This is a genomic window from Sphingomonas faeni (assembly GCF_024273235.1).
Classification (GTDB): Bacteria; Pseudomonadota; Alphaproteobacteria; order Sphingomonadales; family Sphingomonadaceae; genus Sphingomonas; species Sphingomonas faeni_A.
Genome location: NZ_JANBVH010000013.1, coordinates 52,100 through 71,122 on the forward strand (window position 1 = coordinate 52,100; position 19,023 = coordinate 71,122).

The window sequence follows — 19,023 nt, forward strand, 5'->3', positions numbered from 1 at the left end:
CCGGCTGCGCCGTGCGGGCCCCTCCCTCTCCCCTGCAGGGAGAGGGGTTTAGTGCAGCGTTCACTGCGCCACCTTCGGAGCAGCCCCGATGAGTTCGCGCCCGATCAGCATGCGGCGAATCTCGTTCGTGCCGGCACCAATGTCGAGCAACTTCGCGTCGCGCATGAACCGCTCCACCGGCCAGTCCTTGGTATACCCCGCCCCGCCGAGCGCCTGGATCGACTCCAGCGACACCTTCACCGCGCTCTCGCTCGCCAGCAGGATCGCGCCGGCCGCGTCGAACCGCGTGGTCTTGCCCGCATCGCACGACTTGGCCACCGCATAGACGTACGCGCGCGCCGAACTCAGCGCGACGTACATGTCGGCGACCTTCGCCTGGATCAGCTGGAACTGGCCGATCGCCGTCCCGAACTGCTTCCGCTCGCGCACATACGGAATCACCACGTCGAGGCACGCCTGCATGATGCCGAGCTGAATCCCGGCCAGCACCGCGCGCTCGTAATCGAGGCCCGACATCAGCACGCCGACGCCGCCATTTTCGGGGCCCATCACATTCTCGAACGGCACCTCGCAATCGGTGAAGACGAGTTCCGCGGTCGGCGATCCCCGCATCCCCATCTTGTCGATCTTCTGGCCGATCGCGAAGCCCGGCATGTCCTTCTCGATCAGGAACGCGGTGATCCCGCGCGAGCCTTCGCCGGTCTTGGCATAGACGACCAGCGTGTCCGCATAGGCCGCGTTGGTGATCCAGAATTTCGTGCCGTTGAGCACATAGCCCGTGTCGGTCTTCACCGCCTTGAGCTTCATCGACACGACGTCGGAGCCCGCCCCCGCCTCGGACATGGCGAGGCTGCCGACATGCTCGCCGGAGACGAGCTTGGGGAGATACTTGGCCTTCTGCTCGGGGCTGCCCCAGCGGCGGATCTGGTTGACGCACAGGTTCGAATGCGCGCCGTAGCTGAGCCCGATCGACGCCGATGCGCGCGACACTTCCTCGACCGCGACGACGTGCTCGAGATAGCCCAGGCCGAGGCCGCCATATTCTTCCTCGACGGTGATGCCGTGCAGCCCGAGTTCGCCCATCGCCGGCCAGAGTTCGCGCGGGAACCAGTCGTCGGCGTCGATCTTCGCGGCCAAGGGCGCGATCTTGTCGGTGGCGAAGCGGTGCGTGCTCTCGCGGATCATGTCCGCGGATTCGCCGAGCGCGAAATCGAAATCGGGTATCATGCAGCCTCTCCAGACCTTGTGTTGCCACTCTGATACCCGGTCGTGGCGCCTAAGAGAAATTGATACGACCGAACACATGCGATAGATCGTGTCTATGGTCGGGTCATGATCGAACGCTATGTGTTGCGCTATTTCCTGGCGGTCGTCGACCAGGGCAATTTCACGCGCGCCGCCGTGCAGTGCCGGATCTCGCAGCCGACGCTGTCGGTCGGCATCGCCAAACTGGAGGCGGCGCTCGGCCAGACGCTGTTCCTGCGCAACAATCGGCGGATCGAACTCACGCCCTCGGGCACGCGGTTCGCGGTGCATGCCCGCCGGATCGAAGCCGAGTTCGCGGCGGCCGAACGGGATTTGCAGGACAGCGTTCCGACCAAACTGGTGCGGCTCGGGATCGCGACGACGCTGCCGCCGTCCTGGATCGCAGCCTCGCTGGGCCGAGCGCGACGCGCCTCCACCACCGAGCGCCTCGAAGTGGTCGAAGGACGCAGCAGCGAGCTCGTCGCGTTGCTCGATCGCGGGCGGATCGACGTGATGCTCGGCGCGATCGACGACGATGCGCGCGGTCGCGTACTGTTCGAGGAGGGTTTCGCGGTCGCGGTGGCGCAAGACCACCGCCTCGCAGGACGCGCCACGCTCGCGGTCGCCGACGTCGCGGAGGAAACGATGATCGTCCGCCGCCACTGCGAAGCGCTGGCCGAGACCAGCCGCTTCTTCACCGCGCGCGGCGTGCGCCCGTTCATGGCCGCCCGCACCGTCAGCGACGACCGCGCGCTGACCTATGTCCGCGCCGGGCTTGGGATGACGGTCATGCCGCTGAGCTTTGCGAGCGAGGGCATCGCGATGATCCCGCTGACGGGCTTCGACCCTACGCGCCGCGTCGGCGTGCTGGTGGCGAACGATTCCGCCTCGCGCATCGAAGGAAGCGTCATGGTCGCGGCGATCGAGGAGACGTTCAGGGACCTGCACGCGGCGGGAACCGGCACCGACGGCATCATCTGAAGCTATCTGGAAAGCTGTCCCGGCGAACCGGTCATCAACGAGAATGGTGGAGCCGAGGGGGATCGAACCCCTGACCTTTCGCATGCCATGCGAACGCTCTCCCAGCTGAGCTACGGCCCCATTCCCGTTGGGAGGCGGGTCACTAACCGGACCCGCCCGGGTTGGCAAGCGGCGTAAACACCGCCTGCCAAATTTCTTTCAACTTAACGCCGATCTTCTCGGATCAACGCTCATGCTCGTCCTGCGGCGTCTCGACGCCGAGGTCGTCGTCGCCGCCGAGATCGACTTCGTCGTCGGCCGACGGCTCTTCGTCCTCGCCGGTGATCGAGGCGATGTCCTCTTCCTCGTCATCCTCGAGATCCGCGTCGGGCTTCTTGGTGTCGGGCTTGGCGACCTCGAACGGCAGCGGCTGCTTCGACTTCAGGATGGGCTCGGGCTCCCACGCATACCCGCACTCGATGCAGGTCACGGGGTCGGCTTTTTCGAGGTCGTAGAAACGCGTCGCGCATTTCGGGCACGAACGCTTCGTGCCCCATTCCGGCTTGATCATGCCGATAGAACCTTTCGAATGGATAGATTGTGAGGGATGCCCTCGCAAAGTGGGCGCGCCTTGCCATAGCGCAAGGCCACTGTCAAAAGCCCGGCCCCATGGCACATCCTTCTTCTTCGGCCCTCCCCCAGCCGCTCGACGTCGTCGCACGCGGTCCCCTGACCGGTTCGATCGCGGTCCCCGGCGACAAGTCGATCAGTCACCGCGCCCTGATGTTCGCAAGCTTAGCTGTCGGCACCAGTCGGATCGAGGGTTTGCTGGAAGGTGAGGACGTGCTCGCCACTGCCGCCGCGATGCGCGCGATGGGCGCGACGATCGAGCGCGGCGAGGATGGGATCTGGACGGTGGACGGCGTCGGCGTAGGCGGACTGCTCCAGCCCGATACGGCGCTGGAGATGGGCAATTCGGGGACGTCGACGCGGCTGCTGATGGGGCTGGTGTCGAGCCATCCGATCACCTGCACGTTCACCGGCGACGCGTCGCTGTCGGGGCGGCCGATGGGGCGGGTGATCGAGCCGCTGTCGCAGATGGGCGCGGACATTACCGCTTCGCCTGGTGGGCGGCTGCCGTTGATGGTGCGCGGGATGTGTCCGGCGGTGCCGATCGAGTACACGCTGCCGGTCGCGTCGGCGCAGGTGAAGTCGGCGATCCTGCTGGCGGGGCTCAACACGCCGGGGATTACGCGGGTCATCGAGCCGGTCGCGACGCGCGATCATAGCGAGCGGATGCTGACCGGGTTCGGCGCGAAGCTGACCGTCGAGGAAACCGCGGCCGGGCGGATCATCTCGATCACCGGCGAAGCGGACCTGAAGCCGCAGGACATCGTCGTGCCGGGCGATCCGTCGTCGTCGGCGTTCTGGCTGGTGGCGGCGTCGATCGTGCCGGGGTCGGATATCGTTGTGCGCAATGTCGGGCTTAACCCGACGCGGATCGGGATCGTCACCGCGCTGCGGATGATGGGCGCGGATATTACCGAACTCGACCCGCGCACCGTCGGCGGCGAGCCGGTCGCGGACCTGCGAGTCCGGCATGCGCCGCTGACCGCGATCGAGGTGCCGGCCGATCTCGCGCCGAGCATGATCGACGAATATCCGGTGCTGTTCGTCGCCGCCGCCTTCGCGACCGGCACGACCATGGCCCGCGGCGCACACGAGCTGCGGGTGAAGGAATCGGACCGGATCACGACGATGCGGATCGCGCTCGAAGCCTGCGGGGTGCATTGCGAGGAGTTCGAAGATGGCATGGCGATCACCGGGTCGGGCGGTGCGGCGATTCGAGGCGGCGCTCGGGTGGCCTCGAAACTCGACCACCGCATCGCAATGAGCATGGTGGTGGCTGGACTTGGCGCCGTTCAGCCCGTCACGATCGATGATGTATCGCCGGTGGCGACGAGCTATCCCGTGTTCTTCCGGTCGCTCGATGCGCTGACCGGACGGGGGGAATAAGAATGATCATCGCAGTCGACGGTCCGGCAGCATCGGGCAAGGGCACGATCGCGCGTGCCTTGGCCAAACATTATGGGCTGCCGTATCTCGATACCGGGCTATTGTACCGCGCGGTTGCGTTGAGCGTGGCGCGGATGGGGCTCGATCCGGAAACCGAGGCCGACGCGGTCGCGGCCTGCGATTTCAGCGATGCGCTGCTGAGCGATCCGGCGTTGCGTGACGACGAGATCGGCGCGCTGGCGTCGGTGGTGTCGGCGCATCCGCTGGTGCGTGCGGCGTTGCTGCACCGGCAGAAGCGGTTCGCGGCGCAGGAGGGTGGCGCGATCCTCGACGGGCGCGACATCGGCACGGTGATCGCGCCGGATGCGGATGCGAAGCTGTTCGTGAAGGCCACGCCGAATATTCGGGCGCAACGGCGGCATGCGGAGTTGCAGGCTCGGGGTGGGACGGCGAGCAAGGATCGGGTGTTGGCGGATATTCGGGCTCGGGATGCTCGGGATAGTGGGCGGTCTACCGCGCCGTTGGTGATGGCGGCGGATGCTGCGTTGCTGGATACGAGCTTTCTTTCGATCGAGGCGTCCGTGCAGCGGGCGGTTGCGTTGGTTGAGGCGCAGCGGGCGAAGAAGGCGGCTTCGGTTTAGGCTCATTATACCGATCCCAACATGCTCCACCCCGGCGAAGGCCGGGGCCCAGTTGGAAAGGTCGCAGTAACGGAGCATCGCCCTCAGTTAGCAACGTCCCCCAACTGGGCCCCGGCCTTCGCCGGGGTGGCGGTGTTGGGGGTGGGCGCACCTTTCTTCTCGCTCCCCTCCCTGGAAGGGAGGGGCAGGGGGTGGGTCGGCTTCCGCATCGGCGATCGGGCGTGGCACGAGCTGGCCGACCCACCCCCAACCCCTCCCTTCCAGGGAGGGGGGACCGGCGGAGCCCCCCCCTGGTAGGGGATAAGCGCGCGCCCTTCCTGGGAAGGGGATCAGTGGACCTAAAGCGCAGTCACCAGCGCCACCGCCCCGAACACCACCCCCGGAAAATTCGCCACGACGATCGGCCAGTCCCGCTTGTCCTTCAGAAACCCGTACCCCACCCACAGCGCGCAATTCACCATCGTCGCGAACGGCTGGACCACCGATCCCTTCTGCCCGGCGAGGTTCAGCAGGATCTGGTCGATGTACGACAGGTACATCACGATCGCCGTCACGGTGGCGACCCAGCCCAGCACGAGAATGCCGCGTTCGTTCAAATCTTCGCTCCTGTTGTGAAGCGCCCCAACGAAGCCGAGCCGAACTTGCTCCGAGACGCGGTTTCGGCTACACAGCGACGTCCGGCGAGCGATGCTCGTGGAGGAAGGCGCGGAGACCCTCGAGTCTCACGCGCCGTTTTCGCATTCAGCGTCTACGTCCTCCGCAGCCTCGTGCCGTCCGGATGCCGCGCCGGCGTTCGGTCGTCGCGGCAACGAAGGCCAAGACCAGCGGACCCAACCGCTTGGCCGGAAACAGACTAGGATTACTGAATTCTATGGCAACCCAGGTAATGCCGACCCGCGACGATTTCGCGGCGATGCTGAACGAAACGCTCGGCGACGCCGACAGCTTCGAGGGCCGCGTGGTGCATGGCACCGTGACCGGCATCGAGAACGACATGGCCGTCATCGACGTCGGTCTGAAGTCGGAAGGCCGCGTGCCGCTTCGCGAATTCGCAGCGCCGGGCCAGAAGGCTGACCTCAAGGTCGGCGACGAAGTCGAAGTCTATGTCGACCGCGTCGAGAACGTCCACGGCGAAGCGATGCTCAGCCGCGATCGCGCCCGTCGCGAAGCCGCATGGGACAAGCTGGAAACCGAATTCTCGAAGACGACCCGCGTCGAAGGCGTGATCTTCGGCCGCGTGAAGGGTGGCTTCACCGTCGACCTGAACGGCGCCGTCGCGTTCCTGCCCGGCTCGCAGGTCGATATCCGCCCCGTGCGCGATGTCACCCCGCTGATGGACATCCCCCAGCCGTTCCAGATCCTGAAGATGGACCGCAAGCGCGGCAACATCGTCGTGTCGCGTCGCGCCGTTCTCGAAGAGACGCGCGCAGAGCAGCGTTCGGGCCTGATCCTCAGCCTGGCCGAGGGCCAGATCATCGACGGCGTCGTCAAGAACATCACCGATTACGGTGCGTTCGTTGATCTCGGCGGCATCGATGGCCTGCTGCACGTCACCGATCTCAGCTACAAGCGCGTCGGTCACCCGAGCGAAGTCCTGAACATCGGCGACACCGTCAAGGTGCAGATCATCCGCATCAACAAGGACACGCAGCGCATCAGCCTCGGCATGAAGCAGCTGGAGAGCGATCCCTGGGATGGCGCGATGGTCAAGTATCCGGTCGGCGCCAAGCTCACCGGCCGCGTCACGAACATCACCGAATATGGTGCGTTCGTCGAGCTGGAAGCGGGCATCGAAGGCCTCGTCCACGTGTCGGAAATGTCCTGGACCAAGAAGAACGTCCATCCGGGCAAGATCGTGTCGACCTCGCAGGAAGTCGACGTCATGGTCCTCGAAGTCGATTCCGAGAAGCGTCGCATCTCGCTCGGCCTCAAGCAGGCTCAGGCCAATCCTTGGGAGGCCTTCGCTGCCGCTCATCCGATCGGTTCGACCGTCGAAGGCGAAGTCAAGAACGCGACCGAGTTCGGTCTGTTCATCGGCCTCGACAACGACGTCGACGGCATGGTCCACATGTCCGACATCGCATGGGGTGTTTCGGGCGAGGACGCGCTCAACCTGCATCGCAAGGGTGAGACCGTCGAGGCCGTCGTGCTCGACATCGACGCCGAGAAGGAGCGTATCTCGCTCGGCATGAAGCAGCTCGAGCGCGGCGGGCCATCGGCCGGCGGCATCGCAGCAGCGGGCGACAAGCTGAACAAGAATGCGATCGTTACCGTGACCGTTCTCGAAGTCCGCGACGCGGGCCTCGAAGTGCAGCAGGGCGACGATGGCGCGACCGGCTTCATCAAGCGCACGGATCTGGGTCGCGATCGCGACGAGCAGCGTCCGGAGCGTTTCCAGGTCGGCCAGAAGTTCGATGCGATGGTCACCGGCTTCGATCGTTCGAAGAAGCCGACCTTCTCGATCAAGGCGATGCAGATCTCGGAAGAGAAGCAGGCCGTTGCACAGTACGGGTCGTCGGATTCCGGCGCGACCCTCGGCAACATCCTGGGCGAGGCTCTCAAGGCTCGCACGGAAGCCGAGAAGAAGTAAGGTTAACCCTTTGTGAATGGAAAAAGCCCGGCATGTGTCGAACATGTCGGGCTTTTTTCTGTCCGGGGCACTTTGGTTTTTGACTGAACCGGAATAAGTGCTAATGCCTCGCAGGTTGACCTGTATCAACTTTCACCAACGCGTATATTCAAAGATGGGCGGGGGCTCGAATGATCCGATCCGAATTGGTCCTGAAGATCGCCGAGGCGCATCCGGACCTTCAACCGAACGAAGTCGAGCTGATCGTCAGCACGTTCTTCGACGAGATTTCCAAGCGACTGGCCGCCGATGGCCGGGTCGAACTACGCGGTTTCGGCGCCTTCTCGACGCGCGCACGCGATGCCCGCACCGGCCGCAACCCCCGCACCGGCGAAGTCGTCGATGTCGAGGCGAAGCGCGTCCCGTATTTCAAGCCCGGCAAGGAAATGCGCGCGCGCCTTAACGTGTGATCGCCGCCGTGTGAGCGATACCGTGTGAGTGATACCGCCCCGGACGCCGCGCGTATGGGGCACAGGAATATGCTGCCGACCGATCGAGATGGGTTGACCCGGCGGGCGACCTCGTCTTGTTGGCACTGTGTGCGGACGTGGCGAAACCGGTAGACGCAGGAGACTTAAAATCTCCCTCCCTAGGAGTGCGGGTTCGAGTCCCGCCGTCCGCACCAACCCACCTCCAAGGGCCTGAAAATCCTTAGAAACGGCAGAATACCGTGGCTTTCGTGTCTCTTCCGGTACAGGAAAGAGGTACAAAGCGGGCCGATGAGAATAATTGTCATGCACATCGCAGAGAACGCGAAGACGGGTAGATTGAGCTACCGCAGGGCCTATCCGACCGCACTGCTACCCTTCATTCCGGCTAGCAGCTCCGGGAAGACGTCTGCCGAGTTCAAAGTTTCGCTGGCGACCAAGGACCCACGATCGCAGGAGTTCGACCACAGGCGCCGCGCCGCGGAGGCCCGGTTCGACGCCATCGTCGCCAAGGCCACTAAGGCCGCCACAGGCACCTTCGACATCCTCGACGCGCCCCGGCTGGCCTACCTGGGCAAGGTATTCGAGATCGACCTGCTCAAGCGCGACGCCGCCGCCCTGTGGAATGAAGGGCCCGCACGGGCACACAGGCGCCGCGAGGGCTGGGAAGAGAAGCTAGGCGACTTCCAACGTTGGCAAGGCGAAGGCGCTTCGGAAGCCATAGAGGATTGGTGGTCCCACTCGGCAATCGCGCTGCTCGATACGGAAGGCCTAGTGATCGACCCAGCGGGTGACAACCTGGGCCTGCTCTGTCGGGAACTCAACGCTTCCGCCCTTCGCGCCGCTCCCGTCGCCCTTGCCCAGCTCAACGGCGAAACAGTGTCCCTCCCAGCCCCGCCAGCGCCTGTGGGCCACAAGGAGCGCTCGGCACCTGGGACGTCCCGCCTGCCCCTCCTGGAGACCTTCGACGCCTACACCAGAGCGGCAGGCATGACGCCTCTTACCGCCCAGGACTGGCGCCGCCACATCGTGCATCTCAAGGACTTCCTGGGCCATGATGACGCCGCGAAGATCACGACCGACGATTTGATGCGGTGGCGCGACGAACTACTGAAGGACGGCACGCGGCAGGCAAACACGGTACGGGGCAGATACCTCGGATCAATAAGGGCGATGTTGAGCTGGGCTGTGTCTGAAAGGAAGCTGCCCGTTAACGTGGCGCTCAATATCAAGGTGCATGGCAAGGAGAAGCCGGAACTTAGGTCAAAAGACTTCACGGATGATGAGGCCCTTCGAATACTTACGGCCTCCCTTATACCTCCGGCAAATAGAATACTTCCGACCTATGCACTGTCCCGCAGATGGGTTCCGTGGCTATGCGCCTACACCGGAGCAAGGGTGAATGAGATAACGCAGCTCCGCGGCATAGATGTTACCGAGGAAAAGGGTATCTGGGTCATCCGCATTACACCCGAGGCTGGAACCCAAAAGAGCATGAAGGCGCGGTTTGTTCCTCTGCACACCCACTTGATAGACCAAGGCTTCCTGGAAGTCGTCAAGTCCTCCGGCGACGGACCGATGTTCTATGACCCTAGTCGTCAGAGGGCCCCGTCAGCGACGAACCGGCATATTAAGAAGGTAGGCGAGCGCTTGGGTGCCTGGGTCCGCGAAGAGGTCGGGATCACTGATAAGGGAGTCGCCCCTAGCCACGGATGGCGCCACAGGTTCAAGACGGTCGCCCGTGCGGTCCACATGTCGGGAGAGGTGCGCGACGCGATCCAGGGCCATGAACCCCGGACCGAAGGCGAGGCCTATGGCAGTATGCCCATCCCCACTATGGCCGCCGCCATTGCCCTCCTGCCGCGCTATGCGGTGCCCGGTGTCTGAAGGGCCGCCCCCAGGCTCGACCCTACTGGCGATGCTCCACAAATGTACAACCCTCTCGACTCTCTCCGCGCCCTCCAAGTAATTGAGGACTACCGGCTGCGCGATCGGCTACCCCGGAGAGCGAGGTTCGGCATGGCACGACGGAAGGCAATCATTGCTCCTTTAGACGCTCGGCAACGCTCCGGGCTCGCCAAGGCCGCCGCACACCTTGAGCAATCCCGACTGGAGATCGGCGTCAACTCCCCCGTTCGCCGCTTGCAGGTGCTTATGAAGCTTGGACTGCACGGCCCGATGTCACGAGTTCAACTCGCCGCCTACCTCGACGCCGACGATGGTTGCGTAATGAACGACCTCAAGGCGCTCGGTGTCACGGACCGCTACGGCCAGCCCGGCCGCCAGCTAGTAGATGAGCGGTGGGAAACTGCCGAAGAACTCCGGTTCATCTACTCGCTGACCCCGGCGGGGCGAGAGGCATTGGGGCGGCTTGTTGGCTCTACGTCGGCAGACAGGCAAACGCCTTCAATATAACAAACCCTGAAGTGACAATGTTGTCACCAGTGGATGCCGAGAACCGCAGTTTTCCGCCACTCCTGTCCCGTACACCCATGACAAGCTCGCAGGCCCTTGCCGTCCCTAAATGTCCAAGGGGAAGACGGCGGGCTCCGCGAGCTTCTTCAGGGCCTCTCCGCTCTCCAAGGCCTCGACCAGCTTCCTGGCGGTGCCTAGCAGGGCCCCTTGGTCATCGCTGGGGAGAGAATGAAACAGCCTCTCGAAGGCCGCTAGGTGGAGTTCAGCCTCCTCCACCCTTTCGGACACCAAGGCCTCGTCACTCTCGTCGGCATCATCCCCGCGCTGCCACGGTTTGAACTCCGGCCCCTCGGCAAGCTCAAGCCCCATCGCCTTCAGCTTCTTCCGGATGGCTTCCCGGCTGTAGACATGATCCACCTCCGCAGCGATCACCCTGGAGGACTTCAGGCTCCCGAGGGTGTCTAGGTGACCGCCCGCCCCGGTGAAGTCTTCCCACACCTTCAGCTTGTCGGCTTGGCTCAAGCTCAACCCGTGCGTGGCGTTGGCGAGCCGCGCTTCCTCCCGCGCCTCCTTCAGGGTCATGCGGGCCACCTGGGCCTTGATGCCCGTCGAGCCGAGCGCCTCATGGGCGGCGTAGCGGTGGAACCCGTCAACCAGGTACAGCGCCTTCCCAATGGCCGCGACCTTGACGGACGGGAGGACCTTGCCGTCTTCTAAAGCGAGTTGGAGCTTGGCGGCGTGCGCACGATTGATCCCCTTGGCGCGGAGCTGGAAGTCTGGACGGAGCTTTACGTCCTCCAAGGCCAGCACGCGCTCCTGCCACTGCTTGCCCGCCTTCACTTGCTGGACACCTCGACGCCAGCGGCCACCTGTGGGTCCAACCGGGCCATGAGGTTCCGCACTGACGACGCGTGCCACCTCCCGCCCCGTGGGGTGAGGATACCTTCCTCATTCAAGGCCGCCGCAAGGCCCCCGAGGGACGCAACGCCACCCGCCTGGAGCCGCTGGATGACGGGACGGAGCTGGTCGGCCCTGGACGTGGCATTGGCGGACACGGCGGCGATGGCGGCCCCTGTGCCCTTCCCGGCCCTGCGGAACGCTGCCGCCCCGTTCGGGTTACCCAGGCGGACACCCCGAGCCTTAGCGACCTTCAGTGCCGCCGTGGTCCGCTGGGAGATCAATTCGCGCTCCTTCTGGGCTAGCATGGCCATGATGCCGACCGTGAAGTTATCCGCGTGTGGCATGTCAGCCGCGACGAACTGGACACCGCTCTCCTGGAGGGTGAGGAGGAAGCGGGCATTGCGTGACAGCCGGTCCAGCTTGGCGATCACCAGACGGGCGCCGGTCAGCTTTGCTTGGTCGAGGGCCTTGGCCAGCTCGGGGCGATCGTTCCGACTGCCGCTCTCCACCTCGACGAACGGCGGCGCGATGATCGACCAGCCCCGCTCGGCACACAGGGCCTCCACGGCGACCCGCTGGGCCTCCAGGCCAAGGCCCGATGCCCCCTGCCGCAAAGTGCTCACCCGGTAATAGACCACTGCTCGCTCGATCACTTCGGGGCTCCGTTCAAATCCACCTGTCGTTCGTTAGGCGGATATGTATGGCAATGCAAGTGTCCATTCGACAGGTCCGCTTGCACGTGAAATGATGCCGCCCTGCTCCACTACTGGGTTCCAGAACCATGACCGTAAGCCGCTTCAAAACTCCGACCGAACAGCTCCAGTGGGAGGTGAACCATGCAATCCGCGAGGGTCACACAGTGCTCGCACAGTTCGGGATGCACCCCGGCCCCATCACGGTTACTGGAGTAGGGATACTCAATGACAACGTATGGGTTCGCTCGGGGGAGGATCGCTACATGATGACCATCGCGGCCTTCTCTGGCGTCATCTTCCTAGTGCCAGAAGCTGGCGAGGACGAGCGGGTACAGGTCGGGTTCGGCGCGTCCCAGTAAGGCGGCAGGGCCTCCAGGTCCCTCACTGTCCCCTTCAGGTGTATTGTCTAAGCACCACACTTCAAGGCTGTCAAATGTAGCTTCGGCCTAATGTCCCCCGCCGACCCGAGAGGCGACAGGCCGTACCGCAATGTCCGGCAGGGGCCCTCGCGCCTTCCGCCCCTGCCACTCGCTTCCGGCCTAGCTATCGACCGACCTGCCCCGCCTGCCACCGACCACACACCGAAGGAGGGTAACGATTGCAATCATCTAGGGTCCCCTTCCGCCCCTCGGGGGGAGCCCGCAGCCGCCGATACGGATTGCGGTTCGAAAGAGGCGGCTTCGCTGATGCGGCCACACCACCAGTCCCAGCCTGACTGCACGCGGTCCTCCCCAGGGAACCGAAAGTCCCGCCGAATATAATTCCGCTTCGGTCCTACCATCTGGGTCTCATACAGCCCGCCCAGACCCTTGCCGTCGCCAGCCGTTCACCCCGCCCCCATCAGGCCCCTTCCGAGGAAACAGGCGGGTCCCATCCGGGTATCTTGGGTCCCATTGGGTCCCATGCGCTCACACGGACAGCGCGGCCCGCTCCGCTGGCAGGGTGGAAAGACCGTTACCCATTCTGACAGACGGACCCGCCCCAGGCCCCCCCCCCTGCCGCCCTTTAGTGCTGACTTGCGGGCATCCTGCCGCCCGCTCCTCCTTCCCGAGACCTTCCGACTATGCCCGCAAGATCATCATCCGGAGGTCGCCGCTAATGGCCATCGACCTCGACAACACCCGCGCCGCGCTCGCCAAGCTCCTGCCGTTTCGACGGCGGGTGCGCCCAGGCGCTCCGGCGTCCTTCGGGCCCTTCCTGGACGGCGAGTTCCAGCGGATCGACACGGCAACCGCCGACATCGTTTCTGCCCTCAAGACGCTCGACCCGGCGCTCGCATACCTTGCGGGCCTCGAAGAGGGAGGCGGCGGCAGCGATCCCGTGCCGGGTCCTGAAGGTCCTGAAGGCCCGAAAGGCGACAAGGGCGATCCGGGCGCCGACAGCACGGTTCCCGGCCCCATAGGTCCTCAAGGGCCACAGGGTTCTCCGGGCGTAGGTGGGGGTGGTGCCGCGCCGACTTCCGCCTGGGCCTTTGGCTGCGGAGAACGTAGGTTCCTCGTTGAGGCCACTGCGGATGGCAATGTTGGTAACCCTGGCCAGTCACTGTCGTCCATCGCCATTAACGACTTCTGGTGGAACGCGGGTGGCGGAGATAAGTTTGTAACATTCGACTTCCCAGCTCCTATCTTGCTCACTGGGCTCGCTACCCAGCAGGACAACAGTACCGCCAATGGATCGTGGACGTTAGAAGGCTCGCTGGATCGAACTCTATGGACTCCAATAATCACCGACTACGTAATGGGCGGCGTATCGTATGGTCCGAGGTTTACCCCCAGCGGCTTCCTATACGCCCGCGAGTTTATCAACGTCACCAGATACTCCATCTACCGCCTCCGGTTAAACTCCGGGTCAGTGACGAATACGAGTCCCTACGTCTCGCAGTTCCTTTTCAAATGCGAGCCAATCTAGCCACACCGGGAGGTCACAATGGGCCTCCAATCCTTCCTCCTTCCCGAAGACCTTACCCATGCCCGAAAACATCCCCACATCGGGACACATGACCCCCGCCGACGAAGCGGCCTACCGAGCCCTCGCCGCCGACCCGAAGTCCACCGCCAGCGACCTCCAGTCCTTCGTGGCCCAGCGCGGCCTCCAGCTCACCAACGAAGCCGCCGCCGACTTCATCGCCTCCCGTGCCCAGCCCGGTGCCCGCGTCGGCGGACCCGTTTCATATGAGGTCCAGGCGCCGAACGGTGCGACCTATGAAGTCGAAGCCCCCGCAGGGACCACAGAGGCGGAGGTGCTGGCGAAGGTCAAAGCCAACATCGGCAGTATGATCGACCAAGGCGCCGCCGAGAGCGAGATAGACACCTACCTTCAGTCGGAAGGCCTCAACACCACCGACCTGGGAGGCACCTCACAGCCACCCCGCGCCAACGCCAGCTTCCTCCAGTCCCTCTCCGCCACCGCAGGCGAGACCCTGGACGGCGTGATCCCAGGCGCCGGAAGGTTCATGGCAGGCGCCGGGTCCGTAGTCGGCAACGGCATCGCCGCAGGGCTAGGTCGGAGTGAGTTCAATCCTAGCGCCGCCTTCGCAGACGGACAGGCCTCCAGCGACGCGGACAAGGCCCAGCTTGAAGCCGATCACCCGAGCGTCGCGACGGGCGCCCAGTTCGCGGGCCTCGCCGGGTCCTTCGCACTCCCAGTCGCTCGCGTCGCCAAAGGCGCAGGCATGGCCGCCCACACGGTCAACGGGGCTCTCTCCGGCGCTGGGTTCGGTGCGCTCTCCGGGGCCCTCAACGACACGGGGGACGGACGGTTGACGAACGCGGCCCTGGGCGCAAGCGTCGGGGGAGTCCTGGGGGCCGCCGCCGCGCCGATCGCGAACAAGGTCGGGCAGACAATATCAACGACCCGCCGCAACATCCCCGGTGTCAACGCCGCCCTTACCGGCCTGGAGAACATCCCGAACCGTCTGCGTGGCCTGCCGCTCACTCCACCGTCTGCCAACGCACACGCCCAGGCCGAAAGGACCCTAGCGAGGGAAATGGAAGGATCGACCATCCAGACCGGCATGGGAACCGGGGACGTCCAGGCCACCCCCGCCAACGTCGCCACAGAGCTGGACAGGCGCCACGCCCTTGGTGTTCCCGCGATGGCCGCCGACGTCACCCCGGTCACCCGCGCCGCCGGTACTTGGGCGGCTGAAGGCACCGGCCCAATGGCAACCCGCGCCCGCGCAGCTATGGCCACCCGACAGGCGCAGGCGGCCTCTAGAGCCCGAGAGCATATCGCCGCCGACCTGGGGCCCGCCGTCGATCCCATCGCAGAGGTAGAAGCGATCAAGCATCGTGCTGCCACCGCATCGGCTCCAGGATACGCCCAGGCCTATGCCCAGCCGATGGTCATCACCCCGGAGATCGAGGGGATCATGCAGACCCCAGCGTTCCAAAGCGCCCTCCCGCAAGCTGCCGCGAACATCCGCAATGGCATGGGCGACCCGCAGGCTCTCGGGTTCCGCATGGACGGAGACGGCAACCTTTCCGGTATCGACACTCTCTCCACGGAGGGGTTCGATCAGGTCATTCGGGCCATGAAGGACGCGGGCCGCACAGCGGGCGAGATCAACCCGATCACAGGGCGAGTGACGAACAACACCAACTCGATCCACATCAACAACCGGGCGCGTGACCTCCAGACCGAACTGGGCAACCAGAACGGCGTCTATCGCGACACGGTGGCGAACTATGCGGACGAGATGGCGCTAACGGACGGGATGCGGCGTGGCGCCGACGTCGCCAAGTTGAGCGGACCCGAGATAGCGGCACAGATGCGAACAATGCCGCAGCATGCCCAGGAAGCGTGGACCGCAGGCGCCCGCACGGTCCTTGCCGACAGCGCGACCACCACCGGCCTCAACCCCGGTGCCGACGTGTCCCAGCGCATCCGACAGGACCTCGGGTTGTCCGGCGCGGGCCTCCACGCCGCCGATGGGGACACAGCGAAACTCCAGGCCATTGAGGCCATGTCGGGACGCCCCGGCGCCCTTAGCCGTTTGGACGATCGACTGGAGGCGGAGGGGCAAGCCTACCAGACCTTCGCCGGGACCGGAGGCGCCCGCCAGCCTGGAGGGGACCAAGGGGCCTCGGGAGCCCTCGGGACCGCTGTCGAGATCGGCAGGAAGGTAGCGACCGGCAACACCATCGGCGCCTTGAGCACGGCACTGCTTCGGGGGAACCCCAGGGGGACGGCAAGCTACCGGGGGGACGTCCAGGAGAGAATGGCGGAACTCCTGACCGCCTCAACGCCCAGAGGCTCCCGAGCGGCTATGGATGCCCTCGCGGACCGCAGCGTCATCGATCGGACAAACCTCGGTGTCCTCTCGACCCGAGCGAACCGTATGGCCCTGGTGGGCGCTCTCCAGTTCACTGGCCAAAACGCAGACCCGAGCCCTATGGATGAATACGAATAGGACTAGCTCACTCGGCACCTAGAACCTCAAAGCCCCTTGGCCCCTCACCGGGCCTTGGGGTTCTCTTTTCGACGCCCGCCAGGGCACGGTTCTGCATGGTGCTCCACAAGGCCTTGGAGGCCTCGCCAGACTCGGCGATTAAAGAAGTCGTGGGCAGGTGCCCGAAGGCGGGCATACAGCGCCCAGCGACTCTCTGGGAGGCTTGCCCCCTCGACAGTGGCGAACCTAGTGCATCAAGGGCGTGCGGTTCTTCAACGCGTATGCGACCATCATGTGGACATCCACGAGTAACTCTTCGACCCGAGCCGTCCGCTGGACGTTCCCCTCTCGCAGCAGCTCGACCAAAAGGGCGCTGATAGTGTGGAAAGTAGAAATGGCATCCTCGTCTGTCAGCTCCCTACAGTCGTCGGGACCCTCCCCCTCGCCCGTCAAGCCGCCCAGGCCAGGATGGCCCTCATGTCCTCCGTGCTCATTACGACCCGCTCCCAGGCCTTTGTAGTCTCGTTGAGCTGATCGACCGCCACAAGCCCGTCGCCCAGGTTGTGGACCCGCTCGCCCCCGGCAAGGCTCAATGAGAGGGAGTCGTTAACCGACACTACGCTTACAACTTGAGCCATGATTAGTTATCCCGCGTTGGGACGGCATTGTCGCCCCGCGCCTCCTTGATTGCACGGGCCGAAAAGAGGTACAAGATGGAGGTCGTCGATTGACGGTGAAGAGAACGTGAAGCTCGGTTTTCTGCGGGTTACAGGGGCATCGGGGAAGTCTCCCGCCGTCCGCACCATTCGGGCTGCCCTGCTGGCTGGCGGCATCGCGGTGTCCGCCGCCGCGCTGAGCGGGTGCGATCGCCGGCCCGATACCGGGGTGGTCGTCGCCAGCGCGATCGGCGCACCGCCCCGCGTCGCCGATGCCAGCCGCGTCCTTCTCGACACCCCTTCCCGCCTGATGATGGACTCCACCGCGCAGGGGCTCGTGCGGTTCGATGCCGCCGGGCAGATCGAGCCGGGCCTTGCCGAGCGCTGGATCGTGATCGACGGCGGCATGAGCTACATCTTCCGCCTGCGCGAGGGCGACTGGGGCGACGGTACGCCGGTCACCGCGGACCAGGTGGTGACGATGCTGGAGCGCCAGATCGGGCCGAACTCGCGCAATCCGCTCGCGCCGTTCCTGACCGCGATCGACGAGATCGTCGTGATGACGCCGCAGGTGATCGAGGTCCGGCTGTCCCGCCCTCGCCCCGATCTGCTGAAGCTGTTCGCGCAACCCGAGCTCGCGTTGCTGCGCCTGCGCCCCTCGGGCGGGAGCGGTCCGTTTCGCGTCCTGCGCCGTGGCCGTGCGCCGCTGTTGCGCCCCGCCTTCGATCCGAACCAGGCCGATCCAGACGACCAGCGCGAGGCTAAGCCCGAGGAGGACGTACGGCTGATCGGCGAACGTGCCGCGCGCGCGATCGCGCGGTTCGCCAATCGCGATTCCGATCTGGTCAGCGGCGGCAGTTTCGTCGACTGGCCTTTGCTCGCGACTACCGACATCGCCGCGGGCAACGTCCGCGTCGATCCCGCGGTCGGCCTGTTCGGTCTGGCGATCGTTCGCCGCGACGGGTTCCTCGCCGACCCTGCCAACCGTGCCGCGGTGGCCGAGGCGATCGATCGCACGGCGCTGACCGCGGCGATCGCGCCCGCCTGGGATCCCGCCGATCGGATCCTGCCCGACATCCTCGATTCCGCCGCGCTGCCACAGGTCCCCGCCTGGACGCTGCTGACGCAGGACGAACGCCGTGCCGCAGCCAGGCAAAGGGTCGCGGCCTGGACTGGTGGACCGATCGCGCTGCGGATCGCGCTGCCGGCAGGTCCCGGCGCCACGCTTCTCTATGCGCAGGTCGCCGCATCGCTGATCGCGGTCGGAATCACGCCGGTACGCGTCGGCATGCGCGATGCCGCGGACCTGAAGCTGGTCGATGCGGTCGCGCCCTATGACAGTGCGCGCTGGTATCTGGCGACCGCGTGCGTGGTGTGCGGCGAGGTGGCGCAGGCCGCTCTCGACGCAGCGCGCGAGGCACCCACGCTGGCCGAGCGCGGGGCGCGGATCGCGGCGGCGGATGCGGCGCTGAACGAGGACGTCGCGTTCATCCCCCTCGCGCGTCCGCTGCGCTGGTCGCTGGTGTCGCCACGACTGCGGCAATGGCAGGCCAACCCGCGCGCGTGGCACCCGTTGAACCGGCTGCGCGCCGATACCAACTAATGGCGATGAACCCTCGCGTCACCCGCATCGCCTCCGGCTCGATCCTGGAAACACTGCCGATGGGCAAGGACGCGCTGTCCGTCCGCCGCCGCGTCGAGGCGATGGAGCGCGTGATGGAGGGGCTGTTCGTCATCCCCGGCACCAATCGCAAGGTCGGCATGGACGTCGTGCTCGACCTGATCCCGTTCGCCGGCAGCACGATTGCGGCCGCGATCGGCGGATGGATGGTCTGGGAAGCGCGCAACATCGGCATGTCGAAGCTCCAGATGGCGCGGATGTTCGGCAATGTCGGCGTCGACTGGGCGCTCGGCATGATTCCATTCGTCGGCGCGGTCCCCGATTTCTTCTTCCGCTCGAACACGCGCAACCTGCGGATCATCAAGCGCCATCTCGACAAGCATCATCCGTCGACGACCACGCTCGAGGGATAATCGCGCAGCCCTGT

The 19,023-nt window shown here is 65.2% G+C and carries 17 protein-coding genes and 2 tRNA genes; 13 read left to right on the forward strand and 6 right to left on the reverse strand.

From position 1 onward, the window contains the following. Positions 1–60: 60 nt before the first annotated feature. Positions 61–1,227, reverse strand: coding sequence for an isovaleryl-CoA dehydrogenase (locus NLI89_RS09065; protein WP_056486781.1), 1,167 nt, complete (start codon positions 1,225–1,227; stop codon positions 61–63). A gap of 105 nt (positions 1,228–1,332) precedes the next feature. Here NLI89_RS09065 and NLI89_RS09070 point away from each other — a divergent pair, with 105 nt between their 5' ends. Further along, on the forward strand, positions 1,333–2,226 hold the full coding sequence (locus NLI89_RS09070; protein WP_254686748.1) for a LysR family transcriptional regulator: 894 nt from the start codon (positions 1,333–1,335) through the stop codon (positions 2,224–2,226). Positions 2,227–2,270: 44 nt separating this feature from the next. Here NLI89_RS09070 and NLI89_RS09075 read toward each other — a convergent pair. Next, positions 2,271–2,346 (reverse strand) — tRNA-Ala (locus NLI89_RS09075). A gap of 103 nt (positions 2,347–2,449) precedes the next feature. Beyond that, on the reverse strand, positions 2,450–2,776 hold the full coding sequence (locus NLI89_RS09080; RefSeq protein ID WP_128454229.1) for a TIGR02300 family protein: 327 nt from the start codon (positions 2,774–2,776) through the stop codon (positions 2,450–2,452). Positions 2,777–2,874: 98 nt separating this feature from the next. Here NLI89_RS09080 and aroA point away from each other — a divergent pair, with 98 nt between their 5' ends. Further along, positions 2,875–4,221, forward strand: coding sequence for a 3-phosphoshikimate 1-carboxyvinyltransferase (aroA, locus tag NLI89_RS09085; RefSeq protein ID WP_254686749.1), 1,347 nt, complete (start codon positions 2,875–2,877; stop codon positions 4,219–4,221). Between the two features lie 2 nt (positions 4,222–4,223). After that, a complete protein-coding gene (cmk, locus tag NLI89_RS09090) occupies positions 4,224–4,862 on the forward strand; it encodes a (d)CMP kinase (protein WP_254686750.1) in 639 nt (212 codons plus the stop codon). A 338-nt stretch (positions 4,863–5,200) separates the two neighbouring features. Here cmk and NLI89_RS09095 read toward each other — a convergent pair whose 3' ends face one another. Further along, on the reverse strand, positions 5,201–5,458 hold the full coding sequence (locus tag NLI89_RS09095; RefSeq protein ID WP_254686751.1) for an SWEET family sugar transporter: 258 nt from the start codon (positions 5,456–5,458) through the stop codon (positions 5,201–5,203). A gap of 275 nt (positions 5,459–5,733) precedes the next feature. On the opposite strand from NLI89_RS09095, the gene rpsA reads away from it, so the two are divergent. The 5 genes from rpsA to NLI89_RS09120 all read left to right on the forward strand — a co-directional run bounded on the left by rpsA (position 5,734) and on the right by NLI89_RS09120 (position 10,334). Beyond that, entirely contained in the window at positions 5,734–7,452 is a 1,719-nt protein-coding gene (gene rpsA, locus NLI89_RS09100; RefSeq protein WP_055879635.1) for a 30S ribosomal protein S1, read from the forward strand. A 170-nt stretch (positions 7,453–7,622) separates the two neighbouring features. Beyond that, a complete protein-coding gene (locus NLI89_RS09105) occupies positions 7,623–7,901 on the forward strand; it encodes an integration host factor subunit beta (RefSeq protein ID WP_187502770.1) in 279 nt (92 codons plus the stop codon). A 131-nt stretch (positions 7,902–8,032) separates the two neighbouring features. Further along, positions 8,033–8,116: transfer RNA gene (locus NLI89_RS09110), tRNA-Leu, on the forward strand. Positions 8,117–8,225: 109 nt separating this feature from the next. Beyond that, positions 8,226–9,806: a site-specific integrase gene (locus NLI89_RS09115; RefSeq protein WP_254686752.1), complete on the forward strand. Its 1,581-nt coding sequence runs from the start codon at positions 8,226–8,228 to the stop codon at positions 9,804–9,806. Between the two features lie 132 nt (positions 9,807–9,938). Continuing rightward, the gene (locus tag NLI89_RS09120) at positions 9,939–10,334 is read left to right on the forward strand and encodes a hypothetical protein (RefSeq protein WP_254686753.1); all 396 of its coding nucleotides are present in this window, start codon (positions 9,939–9,941) and stop codon (positions 10,332–10,334) included. 105 nt (positions 10,335–10,439) lie between these two features. Here the strand turns inward: NLI89_RS09120 and NLI89_RS09125 are convergent, their stop codons facing one another. Continuing rightward, a complete protein-coding gene (locus tag NLI89_RS09125; protein WP_254686754.1) occupies positions 10,440–11,174 on the reverse strand; it encodes a hypothetical protein in 735 nt (244 codons plus the stop codon). Continuing rightward, the gene (locus NLI89_RS09130) at positions 11,171–11,887 is read right to left on the reverse strand and encodes a recombinase family protein (RefSeq protein ID WP_254686755.1); all 717 of its coding nucleotides are present in this window, start codon (positions 11,885–11,887) and stop codon (positions 11,171–11,173) included. Before NLI89_RS09130 ends, NLI89_RS09125 begins: the two co-directional genes overlap by 4 nt. Before the next feature lie 128 nt (positions 11,888–12,015). On the opposite strand from NLI89_RS09130, the gene NLI89_RS09135 reads away from it, so the two are divergent. The 5 genes from NLI89_RS09135 to NLI89_RS09155 all read left to right on the forward strand — a co-directional run bounded on the left by NLI89_RS09135 (position 12,016) and on the right by NLI89_RS09155 (position 19,009). After that, complete coding sequence (locus tag NLI89_RS09135; protein ID WP_254686756.1) at positions 12,016–12,288, forward strand: hypothetical protein; 273 nt, start codon at positions 12,016–12,018, stop codon at positions 12,286–12,288. Positions 12,289–13,027: 739 nt separating this feature from the next. After that, positions 13,028–13,837, forward strand: coding sequence for a discoidin domain-containing protein (locus tag NLI89_RS09140; RefSeq protein ID WP_254686757.1), 810 nt, complete (start codon positions 13,028–13,030; stop codon positions 13,835–13,837). A gap of 88 nt (positions 13,838–13,925) precedes the next feature. Next, positions 13,926–16,340: a hypothetical protein gene (locus tag NLI89_RS09145; RefSeq protein WP_254686758.1), complete on the forward strand. Its 2,415-nt coding sequence runs from the start codon at positions 13,926–13,928 to the stop codon at positions 16,338–16,340. Between the two features lie 723 nt (positions 16,341–17,063). Continuing rightward, on the forward strand, positions 17,064–18,578 hold the full coding sequence (locus NLI89_RS09150) for an ABC transporter substrate-binding protein (RefSeq protein ID WP_368077258.1): 1,515 nt from the start codon (positions 17,064–17,066) through the stop codon (positions 18,576–18,578). A gap of 5 nt (positions 18,579–18,583) precedes the next feature. Next, the gene (locus tag NLI89_RS09155; protein WP_254686759.1) at positions 18,584–19,009 is read left to right on the forward strand and encodes a DUF4112 domain-containing protein; all 426 of its coding nucleotides are present in this window, start codon (positions 18,584–18,586) and stop codon (positions 19,007–19,009) included. Positions 19,010–19,023 lie beyond the last annotated feature (14 nt).